This is a genomic window from Janthinobacterium sp. PSRC1-1, assembly GCF_049897525.1.
Lineage (GTDB): Bacteria > Pseudomonadota > Gammaproteobacteria > Burkholderiales > Burkholderiaceae_D > Janthinobacterium > Janthinobacterium tructae.
In genome coordinates this window covers 485,845-508,774 of the sequence record NZ_JAFCWK010000001.1, presented here as the reverse complement: position 1 = coordinate 508,774, position 22,930 = coordinate 485,845, and the positions used below count along the sequence as shown (strand labels likewise).

Here is a 22,930-nt window from a genome sequence, read left to right as displayed (position 1 = left end):
TGCGCCGTGTGAGTGCCCCGCCGCTTTATTGCGAGCGGGGCATTTTTTTGGGGTCAGACCCGCCGGGTCTGACCCCAGCCCTCATTTGAATTCCCACTGCCGCCAAGCCGCCCGCACGGCATTCGGATACTCGGCCCTGCCCCGGCTGCCGTTATACCGCCCCAGCGCCAGGTACAAATCCCCGCGTTCCATATCCAGGTACATGCGCAAGATCGCGCAGCCATAGCGCAAATTCGTCTGCATGTGGAATAGCTTGCTGCGGTCATGGTCGCCGATGACGCCCGTCCAGAACGGCATCACCTGCATGTAGCCGCGTGCGCCGGCCAGCGAGACGGCATACTTGCGGTAGGCCGACTCCACCTGGATCAGGCCCAGTACCAGGGCCGGCTCCAGGCCAGCGCGGCGCGCTTCATACCAGACGGTTTCCAAAAATTCCGTGCGCAGCTGCGCGTCCGGCAGCTTGCGCTGCAGGCGTTGCGACATCTGCGCCAGCCATTGCTGGTAGCGCTGCAGTTCGATGGGGGTGGCAAATTTGGGTTGCGGCGGGCGTTCGTCGCGGATCGCGTGCGACAGGGCCAGGCGGACGGAGTCGGCCAGCGCCTCCTCTTTCTGGTTGCCGGCCTGCGCCGGGAAAGCGCAGGCCAGGCAGGCGGCCAGCGCGAGCGCGCCAGCCACCTTGCTTACGGATGGACGCTTCACTGCGCCATTTTGCCCTGGATGAAGGCGACGATCTCGTCCGGCGCCACGCCGGTGGCTTCCGCGTCGCGGCGGCCCTGGTATTCCAGCTTGCCTTCTTTCAGGCCCCGTTCGCCGATGACGATGCGGTGCGGCACGCCAATCAGTTCCCAGTCAGCAAACATGGCGCCAGGGCGCAAGCCACGGTCGTCGACGATGACATCGACGCCAGCGCCTTGCAGGGCCGCGTACAGCTTCTCCGTCTCTTCCTTGACCAGTTCGCTGCGGTCCATGCCCATCGGGCACAGCACGACTTCAAACGGCGCGATCGAGGCGGGCCAGATGATGCCCTTGTCGTCGAAGTTCTGTTCGATGGCGGCGCCCAGGATGCGCGTCACGCCGATGCCGTAGCAACCCATCTGCAGCGGCGCAGGCTTGCCGTTTTCGTCGAGGAAGGTGGCTTTCATGCTTTCCGAGTACGCCGTACCCAGCTGGAACACGTGGCCCACTTCGATGCCGCGCTCGATCGCCAACGCGCCCTGGCCGTCCGGCGAAGCGTCGCCGGCGACGACATTGCGCAAGTCGGCCACGATGGCAGGCTCGGCCACGTCGCGGCCCCAGTTGGCGCCCGTGTAATGGAAACCGGCGTCATTCGCGCCGCAGACGAAGTCGCTCATGTGGGCGACCGTGCGGTCCGCCACCACGGTGACGGGGGCTTTCGTGCCGATCGGGCCCAGGTAGCCGGGAATGGTGCCGTAGACTTCCAGGATTTCCGCTTCCGTCGAGAAACGGTGACCGGCCAGGCCGGCAACCTTGCCCACCTTGATCTCGTTCAACTCATGGTCGCCGCGCAGCAGCAGCATGAAATGCTGTTGCGTCACTTTGTCATCCTTGCCCGTCGTATCGACCGTCAGGGCGATGGTTTTCACGGTCTGCGCCAGGTCGATCCCCAGCAGGGCCGCCACGGTTTCGCACTTGACGGTATCCGGCGTGGCCGTTTTCGTCAGCGCCTGGCTTGCTGCCGGACGTTCGCCCGCTGGCGGCAGCGCTTCGGCCGCTTCCATGTTGGCCGCGTAATCGGACGTCGGGCAGTACACGAGCGCGTCTTCACCCGTGTGGGCGATGACGTGGAATTCATGCGAACCGGAACCGCCGATGGCGCCGTTGTCGGCGGCCACGGCGCGGAACTTCAGGCCGAAACGCGTGAAGATGCGCGTGTAGGCGTCAAACATGACCTTGTACGACGCTTGCATGCCGGCCAGGTCGCGGTCGAACGAGTACGCGTCCTTCATGGTGAATTCGCGGCCGCGCATCAGGCCGAAGCGGGGACGGCGCTCGTCGCGGAACTTGGTCTGGATATGATAAAAGTTCAGCGGCAGCTGGCGGTAGGACTTGATTTCCGTGCGCACGACGTCGGTGATGACTTCTTCCGATGTCGGCTGGATCGCGTATTCGCGGCCGTGGCGGTCTTTCACGCGCATCAGTTCGTCGCCCATCTTGGTCCAGCGGCCCGTCTCCTGCCACAGTTCGGCCGGCTGCACGAGCGGCATCAGCAGTTCGATACCGGCAGCTTTGTTCATCTCGTCACGGATGATGGCTTCCACCTTGCGGATCACGCGCAAGCCCATCGGCATGTAGGTATAGATGCCGGAACCGAGGCGTTTGATCATGCCTGCACGCATCATCAATTGGTGGCTGACGATTTCCGCGTCAGAAGGTGCATCTTTAAGTGTGGAAATAAAAAAACGGGAGGCGCGCATAACGGTGAATTCTTTTTAAAAAGAGAGGGTTATAATCAACCTAATTTTAAAGGATTAGCTGGCTGATGCGTCCATACTTTACACAAATGCGCTCAATTGGTGCGATTCCGGCGCTTTTCGCACCCCGAAAAGGTCACCGGCTTGCGAAGTTGTGGGTAATTATGTAAAAAAGGACGCTCGGTCGCAGAAAGTTTGAGGTGCATTATGCTCGACCGTGAAGGGTTTCGGCCCAACGTCGGCATCATCCTGCTAAACGCCCAGAACGAGGTGTGGTGGGGCAAGCGGGTGCGCGAGCACTCATGGCAGTTTCCACAAGGCGGTATCAAATATGGCGAAACACCGGAACAAGCCATGTTTCGCGAACTTGAAGAGGAAATCGGACTCAGACAGGAACACGTCAAAATTGTCGGCCGCACCCGCGACTGGCTGCGCTATGAAGTGCCAGACCACTTCATCAAGCGCGAGATTCGCGGCCATTACCGTGGCCAGAAGCAGATTTGGTTTCTGCTGAGAATGTGCGCGCGCGATAACGACGTCAATCTGCGCCTGACCGACCATCCCGAGTTCGACGCCTGGCGCTGGCATGAATATTGGGTCCCGCTCGATGTCGTCATTGAATTTAAACGCGATGTGTACCAGCGCGCCTTGCAGGAGCTGTCCCGCTTCCTGACCTGGCCCGTGCATGGCAACGCACAGCAAGCGCAGCGCCACACCTCGCGCTACCTGCGCCAACCGCATGCGCCGCGCCCGCAGGACGGCGCGGTACTGGCCAAGCCTTGCGACGGCATCGCCGCCGAAGGGTGTACACCGGAGCTGATCTTGCCGGGCAAGGGGTAGTCCGCCGCAATGCACGCACTTCCCACGCAAAAGGGGCAGCCTGACCAGGCTGCCCCTTTTTACATACCGGTAAGAAACTTTCTTTTAAAAATGCAGACAGTTTCGACGCCTAACAAAACCGTAGCGAGCGGCAGTGATTTGTGGCTAAGAAGCGCAACCGTACTCTAGTACGGTGAGCATCGCAGGCCGCAAAGCGCGACGCGCAGTAGGTTTGGTTAGGTGTTAATTAGCGGCGGGAACGTCCAGCGTAATCGCTTTCAAGCCCAGGATATTGCTGCTGTAGTGGCGGATCTTGTTGGCCAGGGCCGGGTCGTTGTTCAGCTTTTGACCGTACGACGGCACCATTTCCACCATCTTCGCTTGCCATTCTGGCGTGGCCAGGCGGCTCTTGAATGCCGTTTGCAGCACCTTGATCATGATCGGTGGCGCGGTCGAGGCGCCAGGCGAGGCGCCCAGCAGGGCAACGATGCTGCCATCGGCGGCGCCGACGACTTCCGTGCCGAACTGCAGCAAGCCGCCTTTGACCGGGTCATCCTTGACGATCTGCACGCGCTGGCCCGCGTTTTGCAAGGTCCAGTCTTCCATCTTGGCGTTCGGCAAGTACTCGCGCAGCGTCTTCAAGCGGTCTTCCGGTGTGTTCATGACTTGCTCGACCAGGTATTTGGTCAGCGGAATATTGTCGTAGCCGGCCTGCAGCATCGGTTTCACATTGCCCGTGCCGATCGAGGCAGGCAGGTCGATCCATGAACCGTTTTTCAGGAACTTGGTCGAGAAGGTGGCAAACGGGCCAAACAGCAGCGCTTTCTTGCCATCGATGATGCGCGTATCGAGATGCGGCACGGACATCGGCGGCGAACCGACGGACGCCTTGCCGTAGACCTTGGCCGCATGCGCCGCCACCAGTTCCGGATTGGTGGTGACCAGCCATTGGCCGCCCACCGGCACGCCGCCGTAGCCCTTGGCTTCCGGAATGCCCGATTTTTCCAGCAGCGGCAGCGAACCGCCACCGGCGCCGATGAAGACGAACTTGGCGCGCATGGTCTTTTCCTTGCCAGCGGCCAGGTCTTTCACCGTCACGTTCCACACGCCATCGGCGCCGCGCTGGATGTCTTCCACCTGATGGCGCAGGTGCAGGACCATGCCATGGCTGTCCGTCAGGTAGCTCACCAGACCGCGCGTGAGGTTGCCGAAATTGACGTCGGTACCGATTTCCATGCGCGTCGCGGCCACTTTCTGGCCCTGGTCGCGCCCTTGCATGACCAGCGGCGCCCATTGCGCGATCTGCGCCGGGTCTTCCGAGAACAGCATGCCCTTGAACAGATTTTCCTTTTGCAGCGCGGCATAGCGCTTCTTCAAAAAGGCAATATTGTCGTCACCCCACACAAAGGCCATGTGCGGCACATTGTTGATGAAGGTTTGCGGCGCGCCCAGGTGCTTGTTGGCTACCTGATAAGCCCAGAATTGCTTGGAAATTTCGAATTGCTCGTTGATGGCAACGGCTTTCTTGGTCTCGATGCTGCCATCGGCCGCTTCCGGCGTGTAGTTCAGTTCGGCAAACGCCGAGTGGCCCGTGCCTGCGTTGTTCATCGCATCCGAGCTTTCGGCGGCGACAGAATCGAGGCGCTCGACCATTTCCATCGTCAGCGAGGGATCGAGTTCCTTGAGCATGCTGCCCAGGGTGGCGCTCATGGTGCCGGCGCCGATCAGCAGCACGTCGACCGGTTTTTCGGACGAGGCAGGAGGGGTCTTGTCACATGCCGCCAGGATCAGGCACGACATCAAAAGTAATAGCGATTTACGCATTCGTAACTCCATGTTTGGATACTGAAGGATGATTCTTGCGCGCCACCGTGGCGGCACCATCGCTGTATGAAATGAAAACAGTTGGCCAACCGGAACGCCAGGGCGGCCGGACAGCGCGATGTCGATGGTGATAGGCATGCTGCCGCGCTCCGGGATAAGCCAGGAGCGAGATCTGGTGGCAAAGGTGCGGGCAGTGGAAGCACGGAGTAGCAACAAAGCGCCATCGTGTCCAGAGCAAATATCAAGAGCGGCGATTTTATCACCGTTATTTGGCACCGCCAGCCTGCGGCGGTAGTGGATAATACTTACTGCAGGGTATTAAATTGCGGTGACTATCGGGTCATGCCGATGGGCGCCAGACGGCAAAAAGGGCATCCCCGATGCCCTTTGCGTATCGACGCGGTACAATGCCGGCTGCCCTTTAGCCATAGTCCTTCAGCCATGTTCAACCCCTCTTCCGACGACGTGCGCCGCTTCTTTTGCGACACCTTGCGCAAGCACCGCGCCCATGAGATCCTCACGCCGATGGAAGCCATCGCGCTCGACTGGATCCTCGAACATCCCGAGTATGAAAACGAGCTCTCCGATGTGGAAGCGGCACTGGCGCGCGACTATTCCGTCGAAGGGGGACAAGCCAACCCTTTCCTGCACCTGTCCATGCATCTGTCGATCACGGAGCAGGTGCAGGTGGACCAGCCGCGCGGCATCCGCCCGGCCGTGCAGCAACTCACGCAGCGCCTCGATTCGGCCCATGCCGCCCAGCACGAAGTGATGGAATGCCTGGGTCAGATGATCTGGGCTTCGCAGCGCTCGGGCTTGCCGCCCGATACGGATGCGTATATCGACTGCGTGCGCCGCCGCTAAACCCAAGGTAGTATTCTGCACAAGTTTGCTTGATCTGGCATAAGACGTACAAATAAGCAACACTCTACAGTGGCAACTCCAGCCATGAACAGGGTGTGCCATGAGCGATCCCAGCAACGGACCGGTTAAACCCGCTATCGATCCCCGCCTTATCATGGCAGGCAGGGTCTGCGGCAGCACCAATTTCAGCCACAGCCTGCTGGACTGCCTGCAGCAGATGCCATCACCGGGCATCGTCATCTTTGTGCATGGCGTCAATTCCGATGGCGAGTGGTACCACCAGAGCGAGGAGGGCCTGTGCAAGGGCTTGAATACCCGCCTGAAACGCTGCGATGAACACCTGGCCTACCCTAGCGTGGAAGGTGGACAGTTATGGCCCGTTACCTACCGGCGCGAATTGACGGATGACGGCTTTATCGACCCCGACCGCACGCCCAACACCTTCATTGCCGACGCCGAGCACCACTCGCCCGTGATCCAGTTCCGCTGGGGTTACAAAGCCAGCGACCTCGAATTACAGGAATACGGCGCTTCCATTTATCTCAACGAATATGACTACTGGGGCGGCGGGCCATTCGCGAACGGCTGTTCTTCCTTGCCTGACCTGTGGGGCAATGGCTTGCTCGACAGCTTGTTTCTGTGGATACATATCGAACACCTCAACCCCCTCAACGACGCCATGGTGTTTTCGGCGCCGCCCCGCCCGTATTTTGTGCTGGCCGCGCTGCGACTGGCGAAGCTGGTCGAATCGATACGCAAGGAACAGGCCGACGTGCCGATTACCCTCGTGTGCCATAGCCAGGGCAATATGATCGGCATGGCGGCCGCCTTCCTGGGCGACAAGATGGCCGATGTGCAAGATGCAGCAGGGATCAAGGGCCGCTGCGTGGCCGACACCTATGTGCTGTGCAATCCGCCATACAGCGTACTCGAAGACAACAGCACGGAAGACTGGGTGCAAGGCCAGGAGGCGGATCCGGACGGCAACGTGGGCCGACAGACCTGCCAGGCACGCATCGAGACCTTGAAAAACTTCTTCAAGATCGTCGGCCAGCAGGCCGATGTGCCGCCGCATTCAGCCGCGCTGGCACAAATGGCAGCCAACCACGCGCACGGTTTTACGCTGGATAGCGACAGCAACAAATACCGCTGCGGCCCCGTCACCACCACACGCGGCAAGGTCACCTTGTATTGCAATCCGCATGACCAGGTCATCTCCTCGACCGCCATCCAGGGCATGGGCTGGCGCGGCCTGTGCGCAGCTGAAATCCAGGCGGCGCAAGGAAAGAATGTATTTACGCAGCGGGTGTTTTCCCAAGGCTACCCCGTCGGCAAGCCAGGAATTTATGATTACTGGAGCAAGCAACACAATCATCCGGAGCGGGGCAGCCTGGACTTCTGGGTGCCGCATTCGAAGATCGCCGACTATTCCAGCCAGAAAGGGCGATTGGCCAACAGCACGGGAAGCGGCCGCGCCATGACGCAATTCGCCGCCCTGGCCCTGATTCCCCTGGCGAAAGGAGCGGGCGTGCGCATCAACGCGCTGCCGCCGCGCGACTGGAGCATCCCCGTCAATGCGCCGGCGCTGCCCGAACCGTTCTTGCCGCAGGCAGTGCAGTACGGCGTGGCCAGCGAGGACTTCGATCAGCTCTACAATCCGCGCGGCAGCCTACGCGATCCACGGCGCAGCCATGCCGCCGGCGATCCATACCACGCCTTGAGCGACGAGCAGATAGGCGCGCCCAAGGGCGACCGCGACAGCCACGCCACCATGCTGTACGAAGACCACGCCCGCGTGCGCTTGATGGCCAAACGCACGGGCCGCACGCCGATGGGAGAGAAGGTCAGCGAGGAAGACATGCCGGCCACCGCCAGCGAAGAGCACAAGCGATGGCGCGGCGACATCATCACCGCCAATCTGGCCGCCAACCTCGACACACACGCCACCGACCATTCAACCATCATGACCAATGGCATGCATGCGGAAAAGGCATTGGCGTATGACGTGGCGGTGGGGGTGAGCCATATTCAAGAAAAGGCGTTGCGCAAATTGCGAGTGATAGCCGATTGGCGATTATTGAAGAACTTGGATGACAGTCATTCGCACAAGATATTTTATGAATACTTTAGAACTGGAAAATTCAAGACAATGAGTGTGTTCGATTGGGTTCATAGTCCTGGCAGCACTGGCGCGTTACCAGATTCCATCGTTAACAAACGCAGGAACTCGCGCTGGAAGGATCACTGATGCGTGCACTGATCGCCACTTCCCTACGTCGCCTGGCTTGGAGCTGCGGTGCATTTTTCATGCTTGCCAGCGTGGCAGCCTGGTTCACCAGCCAGTCCGACGCCGCTCCCCTCACCGATGGAGACATGATGAAACGCTATCTCGTGATGCCGTTTTTATTTGTCCTGATGATATTTTCCTTGCTCAGTGCTTGCGCGATCAAGCCAGTCACGAAAGGAGATGTCGCGACAGCGACGCCTGCGCAGCCAACCCGGCCTTATATGGCACAGGTGGTGGGCGTGCAATGGCTCAATCCCTTGCAACGGCGCGACTATTCGACGGAGTGGCAATTGTTGTGGACCTTGGGGCTGGCCAAACCGAACCAGAACGATGACAAAGTCAGGGAAAATCCAGCGCGCTTCAGCAAGGTGCAATCCATCGGCATGATTGCATCGGGTAACGATGGCGAGGAGACCTTCAAAGGCTATCACCATAAATACGTGGATGAGCTGACATTATTGTTCCGTCAATCCTATTTCGCCAATGGCAGTTACTTCTACAACGCGCACTCGCTGAAAGACAAATCGACCCGGCGCGAACTGGCCGGCATCCATATCGAGTATGCACTGCCCGCCGGAAGGCTCGATCCAGTGGAAGCGGGCAACTTTGTGCGCGACAATATCAGCGATACCTTCAGCATCGGCAACCCCCACTTCCCCAATTCCTGGACTACGGCAACGCCGCCCGACGTGCGCGTGACGATGGGCGGCGCGAACGCAGGTTTTACCTCGCTGGCGGCGGGCCTGGCATATTTGCAGGCGCATCCCGATAAAACCGTATGGGTGATGAACTGGGACGCGCCCAGCTTTCCGCCCAAGGATGAGCAGATCGATGAAAACATCGCTCTGTTGATACTGGCCGGTCCCGACTTCAAGACGCAGCGCGCGCCGCTGGCCTGGCTGGGCTTCCCTGCAACGGCCGCCGTCGCCGACTACCAGGCGGCGAAAGTTCAACCGCCGCGCGCGGTGCAGGCATGGACGGCGGCCATCGAACAGGCGGCGGAGCAGGCCAATCTCGATACTGACAAGATAGCCTATGTGATCCACGATGCGGGCAATAGATATCCGGCATCTTCCGAGCGGATCGGCTCGCTGGCGCAAAGCCTGACCCTGAATTTACCCGATCTGGATTTTACAAAGCAAACCTTCAACACCTCGGCCCTGCTGGGCGAGATGGGGGCCGGCACGGCGCTGACGAATGTGGCCCTGGCCGTCGCCTACGCGAATCACCAGGGCCGGCCGGTGCTGGTGGCGGGCACGGGCGACCTGGAGGCGCCCGTTGCCGTGCTGGTGGCGCCACCCGCCGTGGCGCGCCCCATCGATCCGGAAAAACCCTGGTTCCGCGCACGCGGCGAAGCTTCCGTCTTTTTACCGTGGTGGGGACTGCGCCACGATGCCAAGACATTGATGCAGGGCTATTCGAACTGAGCTCACAATGGTATGCCGGCAGCCGCCGGCCGCGTGCCCTCGCTCACCTGCGGCCTTAGCAACCCCAGCACCACCTGCAGCGCCATGGCCACCGCGCCGACGATGAACACCACGTCGCCGAAGGTGCGTACCCAGCGCAGGTTCTGCAACAGCGGCTGCTGCATGAATGCCTCGCTGCGCGCATACCACAGGCCTTCCGTCACGCTGGCGTGGAACTGGATGATGCCAATCGGCAGCAAACTGGTAAAGAGCATCAGCACCAGGCCCCCGTTCAAGCCCCAGAACGCCGTCTTCATCAACGCCGGGCTGAAGCGGTAATCGGGCCGCAGGTAGCGCAGCACCAGCAAGGTAAAGCCCAGCGCCAGGAAACCGTACACGCCGAACAGCGCGGCATGCGCATGCGTCGCGGTGGTGTTGAGTCCCTGGATGTAATACAGCGCCACGGGCGGGTTGATCATGAAGCCGAAGACACCGGCGCCCAGCATGTTCCAGAAGGCGACGGCGACAAAGCACATCATCGGCCAGCGCAACTGCTCCATCCACGGCGCGCGCGCTTTCAGGCGCCAGTTCTCCCAGGCCTCGTGGCCCAGCACGATCAGCGGCACCACTTCCAGCGCGCTGAAGCTCGCGCCGATGGCCATCACGGGCGTGGTGGTGCCGGAAAAGTACAGATGGTGGAAGGTGCCGGGTATGCCGCCCAGCATGAACAGCGAGGCCGACGCCAGGCTGGCCGTCGTGGCCATGCGCACCGACACCAGGCCCAGGGTCGAGAAGATGAAGGCCAGCGCCGTGGTGGCGAACACTTCAAAGAAGCCTTCCACCCACAGGTGCACCACCCACCAGCGCCAGTACTCCATCACCGACAGATGCGTGCGTTCGCCGTAGAACAGGCCGGCGCCATAGAACAGGCCGATGGCGCCCACGGACGCGGTCAGCAGCGCCAGCAGGTTCCTGTCGCCGCCCGGCTGGCGCAAGGCTGGCACGACGCCGCGCAGCATCAGCACGAGCCACAGCACGATACCGACGAATTTGCCGATCTGCCACAAACGTCCCAGGTCCACATATTCATAGCCCTGGTGGCCCAGCCAGAAATTCCACTCGGGCGGCATGATTTGCGCAATGGCCAGGTAGTTGCCGATAAACGAGCCGACGACCACCAGTACCAGGGCCCAGAACAGCACGTCGACGCCCAGGCGCTGCCACTTCGGATCCTTGCCGCCATTGATCAGGGGCGCGAGGAACAGGCCGGCAGCCAGGAAGCCCGTGGCGATCCAGAACAGCGCGGCCTGGATATGCCAGGTGCGCGTGAGCGCATACGGGAACCAGCGCGACACGTCGATGCCGTAGAACTGCTGCCCTTCCACCGTGTAGTGCGCCGTGAAGCCGCCGATGAAGACCTGGAAGATGAACAGCGCCACCACCAGGAACAGATATTTTCCCAGTCCCCGCTGCGAGGGCGTCAGCGCGAAAGTGGTGAGCGGATCGCGCGCGCCGGGCGTCGGCAGCGCTTCGTCATGGTCGCGCAGGAAGGCCCAGCCCCAGACGAGGAAGCCCACGCCGGCCAGCAGCACCACCACGCTGGCGACCGACCAGACGAGGTTTTCGCCGCTGGGCTGGTTGCCGATCAGCGGTTCATGCGGCCAGTTGTTCGTATAGGTCACTTTCTGGCCCGGACGTTCGGTAGCGGCGGCCCACGCCGTCCAGAAGAAGAACTGCGTCATCTGCGCGCGCCGCTCGGCGCTGGGCAGGGTGTTTTCCTTCATGGCGAAATGCTCGCGGCTGGCGTGCAGCGCAGGCGCGTCGGAGAACAGCTGGTCGTAATAGTGCGCCGTGTTGGCAATCGCTTGCACGCGGCGCGCCGACAGGTGCAGCACTTGTGCATCGTCGACCCGGTTGGCGCGGTATTCCATCTTGAGCGCTTCGCGCAGCGCCGCCTGCGCGGGACCGTCGAGCTCCACGTACGCCTTGCCATGCTGCTCTTGCGCGGCCAGTTCCAGCCAGGCCGTCAGTTCGCGGTGCAGCCAGTCGGCCGTCCAGTCGGGCGCCTGGTAGGCGCCGTGGCCCCAGATGGAGCCCAGCTGCATGCCGCCCACCGATTGCCAGGCCGTCTGGCCGTCGAGGATGCCCTCGCGGTCGAACAGTTGCCGGCCATCCTGCGCCAGCACTTGCGCGGGAATGGGCGGCGCCTGCCGGTACACTTCCGTGCCGTAGTAGCCGAGCAGCGAAAACGTCACGATCAGCACACCGATCAGGGTGAACCAGAGTTTTTTATAGGGACCCATGGGTCTTTCCTTTGTCAGTGCACCACGGCCGGCGCAAAGCGCTCGAACAGGATATTGTTTTCAGTATGGATGTGCGCCATCAGGTCGGCACGGAAGGTGCGCAAGCCCGTGTACAGCGCGCGCCAGGTGGTGCAGGCGCCAGCGGGCGCGGTGATATCGTTCGTCATCGCCTCCATCGCGCGCAGGGCCACGCCATGGTCGTCGTGCTCCATGCGCATCACGTTGATGGGCGCGCCGGCCCGCGGGCCCTGGCCGCGCACGATCATCGGGAACAGCACATCTTCTTCCTTGCGCATATGGCTTTCCAGCTCCTGCGCCATGGCCGACAGGTGTTCGGCCAGCCCGTGCGGACAGTCGGCGCGGTCGCCATGCACCTGCTCGACCTTGCGCGCCAGGCGTATCAGCTCGGGCAGCTGCTCGCGGTGCACGGCGTGATAGCGCGCCAGGATATGTTCCACCAGTTCGGTGGCCGGGGCGTCCTGCCAGTCACGCTCGCCGCTGGTATCTGCGCGCTCTGCCAGCAGCCGCAGTTCCTCGACGATGGGCGCCGTATCCACGCCGGCCGCTTCGGCCGCCGCGCGCAGGGTCTTGTTGCCGCCGCAGCAGAAATCCAGGCGGTGCGCATCGAACAGGCGCGTGGCGCCAGGGATGCGGCGGGCCAGCTGGCCCAGGGATAACTCGATCATTTCCATAACAGTTCCTTGAGGATGAATAGGTGGATTTAATGCACGGCGCCCGCGTGGTAGACGCCGGGCACGGGTTCGCCCGTCACTTCCAGCACGCCCACGGCGCCCTTGCCGGCGCGCGACAAGGCATGGTCGACCAGCAGATAGCTGCCCGGATGCTGCACCTTGAGTTCGACGATGGTCGCGCCGCCCGGTGCCACGAGGGTGGTTTGCACGTCGTGTTTCGGGCTGCTGATCGAGCCTTCGCTATACACCTTGTCGAAGATCTCGCCGATGACGTGGAAGGACGAAATCTTGTTCGGGCCGCCCACGCCGAAATAGATGCGCACCGTCTCGCCCACTTTCGCCTGCAATTTGTGCGTCTTGCTCAGGGCGCCCACTTCGCCGTTGAAGACGTAGTAGTCGGGCAGCTCATTGGCCATTTTTTCCAGGTTCGGTTCCTGGTGCACCGGCGCGCCGTGCGGACGGCCCGTATACATCTCGCCCTGCATCACGTAATACTCGCGGTCCACCTTCGACAAGCCGCCTTCCGGTTCGACCAGGATCATGCCGTACATGCCGGCCGCGATATGCTGCGGCACCAGCGGCGTGGCGCAGTGGTAGACGAACAGCCCCGGATTGAGCGCCTTGAAGGTGACGGTCTTTTCCTGCCCCGGCGCGACCTGCGTGTGCTGTCCGCCGCCATGGCCGCCCGTCACGGCGTGCAAATCGATCGAGTGGATCATCTTGCTATCCTTGGCATTAAACAGGGTCAGTTCGACCGTGTCGCCCACCTTCGCGCGCAGCATCGGGCCCGGCACCTGGCGGTTGAAGGTCCAGTACGTAAACGTGGTGCCATCATCGAGCTTGCCCGGCAATTCCACCGTCTCCATCCGGTATTTCAGGGTTTGCGGCGCGCGCACGCCGATGGCGGCCGGTACCTGCGCCGGATTGGCCGCCACGTTGACGGCGGACGGATCGGGGCCACGCATCGGCGACGGCGCGGGCGTGTACAGGGCCAGCGCGGCGGCCTGGCTCGATTCGCTGGCAGTGCTGCCGGCGGCGGCGGCCTTCGGTGCTCCGGCTTCGGCCAGCGACGTGCCGGTCACTTCCAGCTTGCCTTCCATGCCGATCTGGCGGTGGCCGGGAATCGAGCAGTAATAGGTGAACGTGCCGGCGCGCGTGACCTTGAAGCGCACGCTGGTACTGCCGCTATTGGCGCTGAATTTGGCGGATGCGACGTTGAGCTCCGGGATCAGCAGATCGTGCTCGGCGCCTTCGCCGCTTTTCAGCACCAGTTCGACCGTATCGCCCACCTTGGCCGCCAGCACCGGGTTGACCTGGCCCTTGGCGTCGATGAATACCATCTTGCCGTCGACGATATTGGTTTGCAGTTCATAGCGCTTGAGCGTCGCAGGCGCGGCTTTGGCCGCAGTGGCGGCGGCGCTGGCCGGCAGGCTCGCCTGGGCTTGCACGGACAGGGGCACGGCCAGTACGCAGACGGCGGCGGCAATGGCGCGGAGGGAGGGAGTCGTTTTCATCAAGCTTTCCTTGGTCTTGTATGCCGGTTCGGCACACTTATCTAGGCAAACCGTGTGCCAGGAAAAACTTGTTTTAAATCAACGATTTGAAAAATTCAGGGTCGGTATGACCCTGTTCAAGCAGGGTTCGTTGTACCCTGCATGGTACTTATGACCACCACCGCCACCCACCTGCTGCTGCTCACCGACCTGGTCGCCGACCTGCCCGTGGCCGTGCGCCTGCAGCGCCTGGTGGGCAGCCTGCGCGCCCACTTCGGCTGCGAGGCCGTGGCCTTGCTGAAAATCGACGGCGAACACCTGCGCCCCGTGGCGATGGCCGGCCTGGCCAGCGATGCGCTGGGACGCCGCTTCGCCGTCGCCGACCATCCGCGCCTGGCCGCCATCCTGCAGCGGCGCGGCGTGCTGTGCTTCCATCACGACAGCTCCCTGCCCGATCCGTATGATGGCCTGATCGCCGAGCGGGCCGGCGAGCCGCTGCCTGTGCACGACTGCATGGGCATGGCGCTGGACCTGGAAGGCGAACGCTGGGGCGTGATCACGCTCGATGCGCTGCAGGTGGGTACCTTCGACGGGCAGGCGCAGCGCGACCTGGGCGAACTGGCCTGCGCCATCGAGGCGGCCGTGCGCGTGACCCGCCTGGAAACGGAAATCCGCGCCCTGCGCCTGTCGGGCGGCGCCATGCTGGCCGATGCGCAGGCGCCGCGCGAGGAACACGACTTCGTCGGCCAGAGCAGCGCCATCATGCAGCTGCTGCACGAGCTACAGGTGGTGGCCGAATCGGATCTGCCCGTGCTGCTGCTAGGAGAGACGGGCGTGGGCAAGGAACTGTGCGCGCACCGCCTGCACCGGCTGTCGCGCCGCGCCGGCAAGCCCCTGATCCACGTCAATTGCGCGGCCTTGCCCGAGTCCCTGGCCGAAAGCGAATTGTTCGGCCATGTGCGCGGGGCGTTTTCCGGCGCCGTCAGCGACCGGCCTGGCCGTTTCGAAGCGGCCGAGGGGGGCACGCTGTTCCTCGATGAAGTGGGAGAATTGCCGCTGTCGATACAGGCCAAGCTGCTGCGCACCCTGCAAAATGGCGAGATCCAGCGCCTGGGCGCGGACCGGCCACGCCGCGTCAACGTGCGCGTGATCGCCGCCACCAACCGCAGCCTGCGCGAGCATGTGCGCGACGGCACGTTCCGCGCCGACCTGTATCACCGTTTATCCGTGTATCCCGTGCCGATTCCGCCGCTGCGCGAGCGGGGCAATGACGTGCTGCTGCTGGCCGGTGGTTTCCTGGAACTGAACCGCGCGCGCCTGGGCCTGCGCAGCCTGCGCCTGTCGGCCGCGGCGGAAAACGCGCTCTGCCACTACCGCTGGCCGGGCAACGTGCGCGAACTCGAGCATGTGATCAGCCGGGCCGCGCTGAAAGCGGTGATCCGCGGCGCGAACCGCAAGGACATCGTGACGCTGGAAACGGATATGCTCGACCTCGATGCGCTGGAAGCGCCGGCCGGCACGGATGCGCCGCCGCCAGTGCCGGGCGCGTGCGGCACGCCGGCGGCACCGCTGCTGTCGATGCATCAGATCGTCGAAGCGAGCCAGCGCCAGGCCATCCGGCAAGCGCTGGCCCTGCATCAGGATAACTGGGCCGCTGCGGCGCGTCAGTTGGGACTGGACGCCAGCAATCTACATAAACTGGCGCGCCGCGTCGGAATGAAATCCTGAGCTCAGCGGTGAATGACCAGGGTGGTCGGCAGGCTGTGCAGGTAGGCGGCCAGGTCCTTGATGTCCTGGTTGCTCAGCGGTTTCACCTGGCCCGTCATGATGGCGTTGTTGCGGCCATTGGCCTTGTCGCCCCGTTTATATGCCGTCAAGGCGTGTTCCAGGTAATCCTTGTGCTGGCCCGCCAGTTTCGGGTACGACGGGTCGATGGGCGAGCCGTAATCCTTGCCGTGGCAGGTGGCGCAGCTGTATTTTTCGGCCAGGGCTTTACCTGTATTGATATTGCCGGCGGCGCTGGCGGACAACGAGACGGTGGCGCAAACGAGGGCGGCGAGTAGTGTTTTCATCTGGCTGATCCTCAGTTCGGCTTGGCTTGTTGCGCATAATACGCGGCGACATCGGCGATATCCTGGTCCGACAGGCTGCTGGCGATGCCCTTCATGCTGGGGTGCTTGCGATCGCCCTTCTTGTAGGCTTGCAGCGCATTTTCGATGTATTTTGCCGGCTGGCCGCCGATCATCGGCACCTGGAACACTTCGGGGAAGGTCGCCTTGTAACCGGGGATGCCGTGGCAACCGATACACATTTCCACCTTGGCAGTCGCTGCCTTGGCGTTTCCTACAATGTCAGCCGCTGTGACGGCATTTGCTATGCCGGCAAGCACGAGAAGTGCAAATATTTTTTTCATAGTGGCAATGTGAACAAAGGTAATCGGAGAAACGCCAAAGCTGGTTTTTTTTGATCTTATGTGTTGACAATTAAGGTTGACAATTAATCTGCTGCTTGCCGATTCTAGCCAAGATATTCTTGCAAGTCCACCTATAAAACCCGCATTGTAGGCGGGCGGGCACAGCCCGTCCGCGTGGCGGTGCGCCACAGTTCTGTTTATACTCTCCATTTCCCCACTTTGGCAGACCGCTCATGCAAGCACAGCACTCCCAGCAAGGCCAACGCTTCGAAGGTTCCGACAGCTATGTCGCCACCGCCGACCTGAAACTGGCCGTGAACGCGGCGCTGACCCTGCAACGCCCGCTGCTGATCAAGGGCGAACCGGGCACGGGCAAGACCATGCTGGCCGAGGAAGTGGCCGCCGCGCTGAACATGCCGCTGATGCAATGGCACATCAAATCGACCACCAAAGCCCAGCAGGGCCTGTACGAATACGACGCCGTATCGCGCCTGCGCGATTCGCAGCTGGGCGACGAGCGCGTGCGCGACATCCAGAACTACATCGTCAAGGGCGTGCTGTGGCAGGCCTTCACCGCGCCCGAACCGGTGGTGCTGTTGATCGATGAAATCGACAAGGCCGACATCGAATTCCCGAACGACCTGCTGCGCGAACTCGATCGCATGGAATTCTATGTCTACGAAACGCGCGAAATGGTCACGGCGCGCCATCGTCCGCTCGTCATCATCACCTCGAACAACGAGAAGGAATTGCCGGACGCCTTCCTGCGCCGCTGCTTCTTCCATTACATCAAATTCCCGGACAAGGACACGATGGAGCAGATCGTCGCCGTCCACTACCCGCACCTGAAACAGGAATTGCTGGCCCAGGCGCTGCAAACCTTCTACGAAGTGCGCGACGTGCCGGGACTGAAGAAAAAGCCGTCGACCTCGGAATTTCTCGACTGGCTCAAGCTCCTGCTGGCCGAAGACATCCCTGCAGAGGCACTGCGCAGCAAGGACAATAAAGCCGTGGTGCCGCCGCTGCACGGCGCGCTGCTGAAGAACGAGCAGGACGTGCACCTGTTCGAGCGCCTGATGTTCATGTCGCGCACCAACCGCTAGGGAGCGCCGGTGAACGACATCAGCCCGGACATGGTCTTCGTGCCCCTGGAACTGCACGGCATCCGCCTCGAAGCGCTGGCGCCGCACCACGCGCAAGGCCTGCGCGCGGCGGCCACGGATGGCGAGCTGTGGAATCTGCGCGTCACCTCCGTGCCCGAGCCGGAGCAGGTGGACCAGTATATTTTCAAGGGCATCGAGATGCGCCCTTCGCGCTTCGCCTTTGCCGTCATCGACGTGGCCAGCGGCGAGGTGCTCGGCACCACCAGCTACCACGACGTGCTGCCAGCCATTGGCCGCCTGGAAATCGGCTACACCTGGTATGCGCAGCGCTGCCAGCGCAGCCACGTCAACACCACCTGCAAATTGCTGCTGCTGGCGCACGCCTTCGACACGCTCGGCTGCGCGCTGGTGGGCCTGCGCACCGATAATTTCAACCACGCGTCGCAGGCGGCCATCGAACGCCTGGGCGCGAAAAAGGATGGCGTACTGCGCCACCATGCACTGCGCCGCGACGGCACCGTGCGCGACACGGTCATGTACAGCATCACGCGCGGCGAATGGCCGGAAATTGCCGCCCATCTGCGCTACAAGCTGGCGCAGCGCCCCATCGCCGCCCTGCCCCGCGCAGGAGGTGAAGGGACCGAAGCAGGGACAGAGGAAGCGCCATGCTGATCGACTTCTTCTTCACGCTCAAGGATGCGAAGATTCCCGTCTCGATCAAGGAATTCCTGACCCTACTTGAGGCGCTGCAAAAGAACGTCATCGACGCCTCGATGGACGATTTTTACTATCTGGCGCGCCTGACCCTGGTCAAGGATGAAGCCCATTTCGACAAGTTCGACCGCGCCTTTGCCCAGTACTTCAAGGGCGTCAATGCGGCTTTCGAGACGAATGCGGCCATTCCCCTCGACTGGCTGCTGAAACGCATGCAGCGCGAGCTGTCCGAGGAGCAGAAGGCGCAGCTGGAAAAATTCGGCTACGACAAGCTGATGGACCGCCTCAATGAACTGCTGAAGGAGCAGAAGGAGCGCCACGAGGGCGGCAGCAAATGGATCGGCACGGGCGGCACTTCGCCGTTCGGCAATGGCGGCACGAATCCGGAAGGCATCCGCATCGGCGGCAAGGGCGGCAACCGCACGGCAGTGAAAGTGTGGGAAGCGCGCAGCTACAAGGATTACGACACCGAGCGCGAACTGGGCACGCGCAACATCAAGGTGGCATTGCGCCGCCTGCGCAAGTTCGCGCGCGAAGGCGCGGAAGACGAACTGGCGCTCGACGCCACCATCGCCGCCACGGCGAATAACGCCGGTTATCTGGACATCCGGATGCGGCCCGAGCGCAAGAACCGCATCAAGGTGCTGATGCTGCTCGACGTGGGCGGCAGCATGGACGACCATATCGAGCGCACCGAGGAACTGTTTTCAGCGGCGAAGACGGAATTCAAGAACATGGAATTCTTTTACTTCCATAACTGCGTCTATGACACCTTATGGAAGAACAACCGGCGCCGCAACGCCGAGCGTTTTCCCACCTGGGACGTGCTGCGCAAATACCCGCCCGACACCAAGCTGATTTTCGTCGGCGACGCCACCATGAGCCCCTATGAAATCCTGCAGCCGGGCGGCTCGGTCGAATACAACAACGAGGAAGCGGGATCGACGTGGCTGGCGCGCTTTACCCAGGCGTTCCCGAAATTCATCTGGCTCAATCCGGAAGCAGAAGGCCTGTGGCAGTACCGCCAGTCGATCGGCGTGATGCGGCAATTGATGAACAACCGCATGTTCCCCCTGTCGATCGACGGACTGGAACGGGGCATGCGTCTGCTCAGTAAATAAAAGCACGCAACAAAAAGTCCATGGCGGCATGCCGCCGCCATGTCGTACACTGCGGTACACAACTACCGTGCGGAGCATCTCCGCTGCGGGCGGGTACCATACGCTGACACCAGCCCTGCCCCATCCTGCTGCATCCTGTGCGCGGCCGCCATGACCGCGACACTGTTCGATTGCGCACATCGTGCGCGCCTTCTGCTCCGGTAGAATCGGCGTATCGCTCTGCGCAAACCATGCACCATCGCTGCACCACGACCTTGCCGCGCCAGCCTCCGTGCTGCCGGCCGGTGCCAGCGCCATTTTCAAAGGAATGAGCATGCAAAGTCTGATCTCGATCGCCGCCGACCTGTCCTGGCCGTTCGCCATTACCCTGGCCTGGGTGGTGGGCGAATTCGGTCACCGCTGGACGGGCCTGCCGCGCATCAGTTTTTACGGCGTGATCGGTTTCGTCCTCGCGCAGACGCAGGTAGGCGTGCTGCCGCAGACGGACGCCGGCCCCATGCTGGTGCTGGCCGACGTGGCCTTCGGCCTGATCCTGTTCGAGGTGGGCTACCGCATCAACCTGCGCTGGCTGAAGAACAACCCGTGGATCGCCGTCACGGGCTTGGTCGAATCGCTGCTGACCTTTGCCGTCGTCTACTTCATCGGCATCGAATTCGGCAGCACCTCGATGACGGCGCTGCTGCTGGCCTCCTTGGCCATGTCCACCTCGCCGGCCACCATCATGCGCGTCATCAACGAAGAACGCAGCTCGGGCCAGGTGACGGAACGCATCGTCCACCTCACCGCTCTCAATTGCGTGCTGGCCGTCTTCACCTTCAACATCATCGTCGGCTTCTGGATGTTCCAAAGCTCCACCGACCTGATCGAGGCGAGCAGCAGCAGCGCCGCCGTGCTGGCCGCCTCGGTCGCCGCCGGCACCGTCTTCGGCATCGTCGTGCCGGCCATGCTGCGCCGCCTGGGCAATATGGCGCAGGATGCCACCGTGGCGTTCGCGCTGTCGGTGATGCTGCTCGTCGCCCTGACCTACACCACCAGCCTGTCGCCGCTCCTGGCCACGCTCACCTTCGGCCTGGTGGCACGCCACCGCCGCGTGGCCTTCAGCCAGGCGCAGCGCAATTTCGGCGCGTTGGGCGAGCTGCTGACGGTGCTGCTGTTCGTGTATGCCGCCTCGACCCTGGAATGGGCCAGCGTGACGGCCGGCGCGGGCCTGGCCCTGGCCGTCGTCGGCGGACGATTGCTGACGAAAGTCGCCGGCGTGGCCGCGTTCTCGCACGTGAGCGGTATTTCCTGGCGCAAGGGCGTGCTGACGGGCGTGGCGCTGACGCCCGTCTCCGTCTTCATCATCCTGCTGCTCGAACACGCGCGCCAGCACGGCGTGAACTTCGGCGACGAATTGAACGCCCTGGCCGCCATCACCCTGGGCCTGGAACTGATCGGCCCCGTGCTGGTGCAGCGCGTGCTGATGCTGGCCAAAGAAACCCACGAAATCAAGGAGCGCTAAATGCCGCTGGAACCCTTTGGCCAATCGGCCGCGCTGACCTTTGGCGTCGAACTCGAACTGCAACTGGTGAACCTGTCGGACTACGACTTGACGGCCGCCAGCCCCGACCTGCTGCATCTGCTGAATAAAAAACCGTTCCCCGGCAACGTCACGCCGGAAATCACCGAGAGCATGATCGAGATTAACTCGAGCGTGCACACGCATCACGGCCCCCTGCTGGAACAGTTGCAGGAAATCCGCGACACCTTGATCACGGCCGGCGACAAGCTCAATATCGGCATCGCCGGCGGCGGCACGCACCCGTTCCAGCAATGGTCGTCGCAAAAGATCTTTTCCAAGCCACGCTTCCAGGAGATTTCGGAACTGTACGGCTACCTGGCCAAGCAATTCACCATCTTCGGCCAGCACGTGCACATCGGCTGCGCCTCGGGCGACGACGCCATGTTCCTGCTGCATTCGCTGAACCGCTACATTCCCCACTTCATCGCCCTGTCGGCTTCCTCGCCCTACGTGCAGGGACGCGACACCCTGTTCGATTCGGCCCGCCTGAACTCCGTGTTCGCGTTTCCCATGAGCGGGCGCGCGCCGTTTACGCTGAGCTGGGAGCAGTTCTCCAACGAGTACTTCGCCAAGATGGAGAACACGGGCATCATCAAGAGCATGAAGGATTTTTACTGGGATATCCGTCCCAAGCCGGAATTTGGCACCATCGAACTGCGCGTGTGCGACACGCCGCTGACGGTGGAGCGGGCCGCCGCGCTGGCCGCCTACCTGCAGGCGCTGTGCCGCTACCTGCTCGAACGCCGCGAAACCCCGCCGGTGGAAGACGATTACCTCGTGTATAACTACAACCGCTTCCAGGCCTGCCGCTTCGGCCTCGATGGCGCCATCACGCATCCGAAAACCTACGAGACGATGTCGCTGCGCGAAGACATCATGACCACCCTGCGCAAGATGGAACCGCACGCCGAGGCGCTGGGCAGCACACCAGCCCTGAAACACCTGTCGGACGTGGCCAAGCAATGGAGCGATGCGCAATACCTGCGCAAGCAGCACAGCCTGCAGGGCAGCGCCGAGGGCATGGTCGATTCGGCGATCCGATGTTTTCGCGGTGAACCGATGAACTATTGACGCTGCTCTACCTGGTAACGTAGGTCGGATTAGCGGCGGCACGCCGCGTAATCCGACAGCACCACCGGCCGGGCCAACAATGTTGTCGGATTACGGTCCTTCGGACCTCGGCGGCCCCACCTAATCCGACCTACCCGCCCCTCAACCCAAAAAACCACACCCCGCCTGCCCGTCATTTACAGCCCCCACCCCCGCTTGGTACAATGAGAATGATTCTTATTATTGTTTAAAAACACCAGCCCACCCGGGCTGGCCATGCAAGGGGAACGCGATGCCGCTGGCAGAGCCGCTACAACGCCAGGACATCGCGACACTGTATGCCGACCACCACGGCTGGCTGCAGGGCTGGCTGCGTAAAAAACTCGGCAGCACGGCGTGCGCGGCCGATGTGGCGCAGGACACCTTCATGCGCCTGCTCGACCGCGAGGAAGCCGTCGCCGCGCGCGAACCGCGTGCCTTTCTGGCTACCGTGGCGCAGCGCGTGCTGTTCAACCATTACCGTCGCCAGAAGCTGGAACAGGCTTATCTGGACGTGCTGGCGCAGCTGCCGCCCCTGCACACACCGTCGCCCGAGGAGCGCGCGCTGCTGCTGGCCACCGTGTCTGAACTCGACCGCATGCTCGACGGCTTGCCGCCCCCCGTCAAACGGGCTTTCCTGCTGCGCCAGCTCGACGCGCTGCCGCAGGAAGACATCGCGCGCCAGCTCGGTATCTCGCTGGCCACGGTAAAACGCCATCTGCAGCGCGCCGGCAGCGCCACGCAGGCGTGGCAGCAGCTGCAAACGCAGCATGAACACCTGCCGCCCGCGGCGCACGCGAGCCTGCTGC

Annotated in this window: 18 protein-coding genes and 1 pseudogene; 11 read left to right on the top strand and 8 right to left on the bottom strand. The window is 62.4% G+C overall.

Going from position 1 to position 22,930, the window contains the following annotated elements:
• Nucleotides 1-81 precede the first annotated feature (81 nt).
• Nucleotides 82-699 (bottom strand): lytic transglycosylase domain-containing protein, encoded by a 618-nt coding sequence (locus ACP7DW_RS02285; protein WP_426053578.1) that lies wholly within the window; start codon nucleotides 697-699, stop codon nucleotides 82-84.
• Entirely contained in the window at nucleotides 696-2,435 is a 1,740-nt protein-coding gene (locus ACP7DW_RS02280) for a proline--tRNA ligase (protein ID WP_426053579.1), read from the bottom strand. The genes ACP7DW_RS02285 and ACP7DW_RS02280 overlap by 4 nt, the downstream gene beginning before the upstream one ends.
• A 204-nt stretch (nucleotides 2,436-2,639) precedes the next feature.
• On the opposite strand from ACP7DW_RS02280, the gene ACP7DW_RS02275 reads away from it, so the two are divergent.
• On the top strand, nucleotides 2,640-3,272 hold the full coding sequence (locus ACP7DW_RS02275; protein WP_096237857.1) for an RNA pyrophosphohydrolase: 633 nt from the start codon (nucleotides 2,640-2,642) through the stop codon (nucleotides 3,270-3,272).
• 222 nt (nucleotides 3,273-3,494) lie between these two features.
• Here the strand turns inward: ACP7DW_RS02275 and mqo are convergent, their stop codons facing one another.
• Entirely contained in the window at nucleotides 3,495-5,075 is a 1,581-nt protein-coding gene (mqo, locus tag ACP7DW_RS02270) for a malate dehydrogenase (quinone) (protein ID WP_298405135.1), read from the bottom strand.
• Between the two features lie 441 nt (nucleotides 5,076-5,516).
• Between mqo and ACP7DW_RS02265 the strand changes: the two genes are divergently transcribed.
• From ACP7DW_RS02265 to ACP7DW_RS02255, 3 genes are all read left to right on the top strand, one after another.
• Nucleotides 5,517-5,939, top strand: coding sequence for a DUF1841 family protein (locus ACP7DW_RS02265; protein ID WP_070218599.1), 423 nt, complete (start codon nucleotides 5,517-5,519; stop codon nucleotides 5,937-5,939).
• 100 nt (nucleotides 5,940-6,039) lie between these two features.
• Nucleotides 6,040-8,187, top strand: a complete 2,148-nt coding sequence (locus tag ACP7DW_RS02260) for a T6SS effector phospholipase Tle3 domain-containing protein (protein WP_426053580.1) — start codon at nucleotides 6,040-6,042, stop codon at nucleotides 8,185-8,187.
• Entirely contained in the window at nucleotides 8,187-9,653 is a 1,467-nt protein-coding gene (locus ACP7DW_RS02255; RefSeq protein ID WP_426053581.1) for a virulence factor, read from the top strand. The genes ACP7DW_RS02260 and ACP7DW_RS02255 overlap by 1 nt, the downstream gene beginning before the upstream one ends.
• Nucleotides 9,654-9,655: 2 nt before the next feature.
• Here the strand turns inward: ACP7DW_RS02255 and ACP7DW_RS02250 are convergent, their stop codons facing one another.
• From ACP7DW_RS02250 to nirK, 3 genes are read right to left on the bottom strand one after another with little or no spacing between them, the layout of a single operon-like run.
• Nucleotides 9,656-11,935 carry a nitric-oxide reductase large subunit gene (locus ACP7DW_RS02250; protein ID WP_426053582.1) on the bottom strand — a complete coding sequence of 760 codons (2,280 nt, stop codon included), beginning with the start codon at nucleotides 11,933-11,935 and terminating at the stop codon, nucleotides 9,656-9,658.
• 14 nt (nucleotides 11,936-11,949) lie between these two features.
• Nucleotides 11,950-12,627 (bottom strand): iron-sulfur cluster repair protein YtfE, encoded by a 678-nt coding sequence (gene ytfE / locus ACP7DW_RS02245; protein WP_426053583.1) that lies wholly within the window; start codon nucleotides 12,625-12,627, stop codon nucleotides 11,950-11,952.
• Nucleotides 12,628-12,656: 29 nt separating this feature from the next.
• Complete coding sequence (gene nirK / locus ACP7DW_RS02240; protein WP_426053584.1) at nucleotides 12,657-14,141, bottom strand: copper-containing nitrite reductase; 1,485 nt, start codon at nucleotides 14,139-14,141, stop codon at nucleotides 12,657-12,659.
• Between the two features lie 150 nt (nucleotides 14,142-14,291).
• Here nirK and norR point away from each other — a divergent pair, with 150 nt between their 5' ends.
• Nucleotides 14,292-15,848 carry a nitric oxide reductase transcriptional regulator NorR gene (norR, locus tag ACP7DW_RS02235; protein WP_426053585.1) on the top strand — a complete coding sequence of 519 codons (1,557 nt, stop codon included), beginning with the start codon at nucleotides 14,292-14,294 and terminating at the stop codon, nucleotides 15,846-15,848.
• 2 nt (nucleotides 15,849-15,850) lie between these two features.
• Here the strand turns inward: norR and ACP7DW_RS02230 are convergent, their stop codons facing one another.
• Both ACP7DW_RS02230 and ACP7DW_RS02225 read right to left on the bottom strand, forming a co-directional pair.
• The gene (locus ACP7DW_RS02230; protein WP_215409088.1) at nucleotides 15,851-16,192 is read right to left on the bottom strand and encodes a c-type cytochrome; all 342 of its coding nucleotides are present in this window, start codon (nucleotides 16,190-16,192) and stop codon (nucleotides 15,851-15,853) included.
• 11 nt (nucleotides 16,193-16,203) lie between these two features.
• The gene (locus ACP7DW_RS02225) at nucleotides 16,204-16,533 is read right to left on the bottom strand and encodes a c-type cytochrome (RefSeq protein WP_092796428.1); all 330 of its coding nucleotides are present in this window, start codon (nucleotides 16,531-16,533) and stop codon (nucleotides 16,204-16,206) included.
• 233 nt (nucleotides 16,534-16,766) lie between these two features.
• Here ACP7DW_RS02225 and ACP7DW_RS02220 point away from each other — a divergent pair, with 233 nt between their 5' ends.
• The 6 genes and pseudogenes from ACP7DW_RS02220 to ACP7DW_RS02195 all read left to right on the top strand — a co-directional run.
• On the top strand, nucleotides 16,767-17,636 hold the full coding sequence (locus tag ACP7DW_RS02220; protein WP_071075484.1) for an AAA family ATPase: 870 nt from the start codon (nucleotides 16,767-16,769) through the stop codon (nucleotides 17,634-17,636).
• Between the two features lie 30 nt (nucleotides 17,637-17,666).
• Complete coding sequence (locus ACP7DW_RS02215) at nucleotides 17,667-18,308, top strand: GNAT family N-acetyltransferase (protein ID WP_426053917.1); 642 nt, start codon at nucleotides 17,667-17,669, stop codon at nucleotides 18,306-18,308.
• Nucleotides 18,302-19,471, top strand: a complete 1,170-nt coding sequence (locus ACP7DW_RS02210) for a vWA domain-containing protein (RefSeq protein WP_426053586.1) — start codon at nucleotides 18,302-18,304, stop codon at nucleotides 19,469-19,471. The genes ACP7DW_RS02215 and ACP7DW_RS02210 overlap by 7 nt, the downstream gene beginning before the upstream one ends.
• Before the next feature lie 313 nt (nucleotides 19,472-19,784).
• Nucleotides 19,785-20,972: a cation:proton antiporter gene (locus ACP7DW_RS02205; RefSeq protein WP_071075481.1), complete on the top strand. Its 1,188-nt coding sequence runs from the start codon at nucleotides 19,785-19,787 to the stop codon at nucleotides 20,970-20,972.
• On the top strand, nucleotides 20,973-22,103 hold the full coding sequence (locus ACP7DW_RS02200) for a YbdK family carboxylate-amine ligase (protein ID WP_426053587.1): 1,131 nt from the start codon (nucleotides 20,973-20,975) through the stop codon (nucleotides 22,101-22,103).
• A gap of 271 nt (nucleotides 22,104-22,374) precedes the next feature.
• Nucleotides 22,375-22,857: pseudogene (locus tag ACP7DW_RS02195) on the top strand (sigma-70 family RNA polymerase sigma factor); the annotation flags it as partial.
• Nucleotides 22,858-22,930 lie beyond the last annotated feature (73 nt).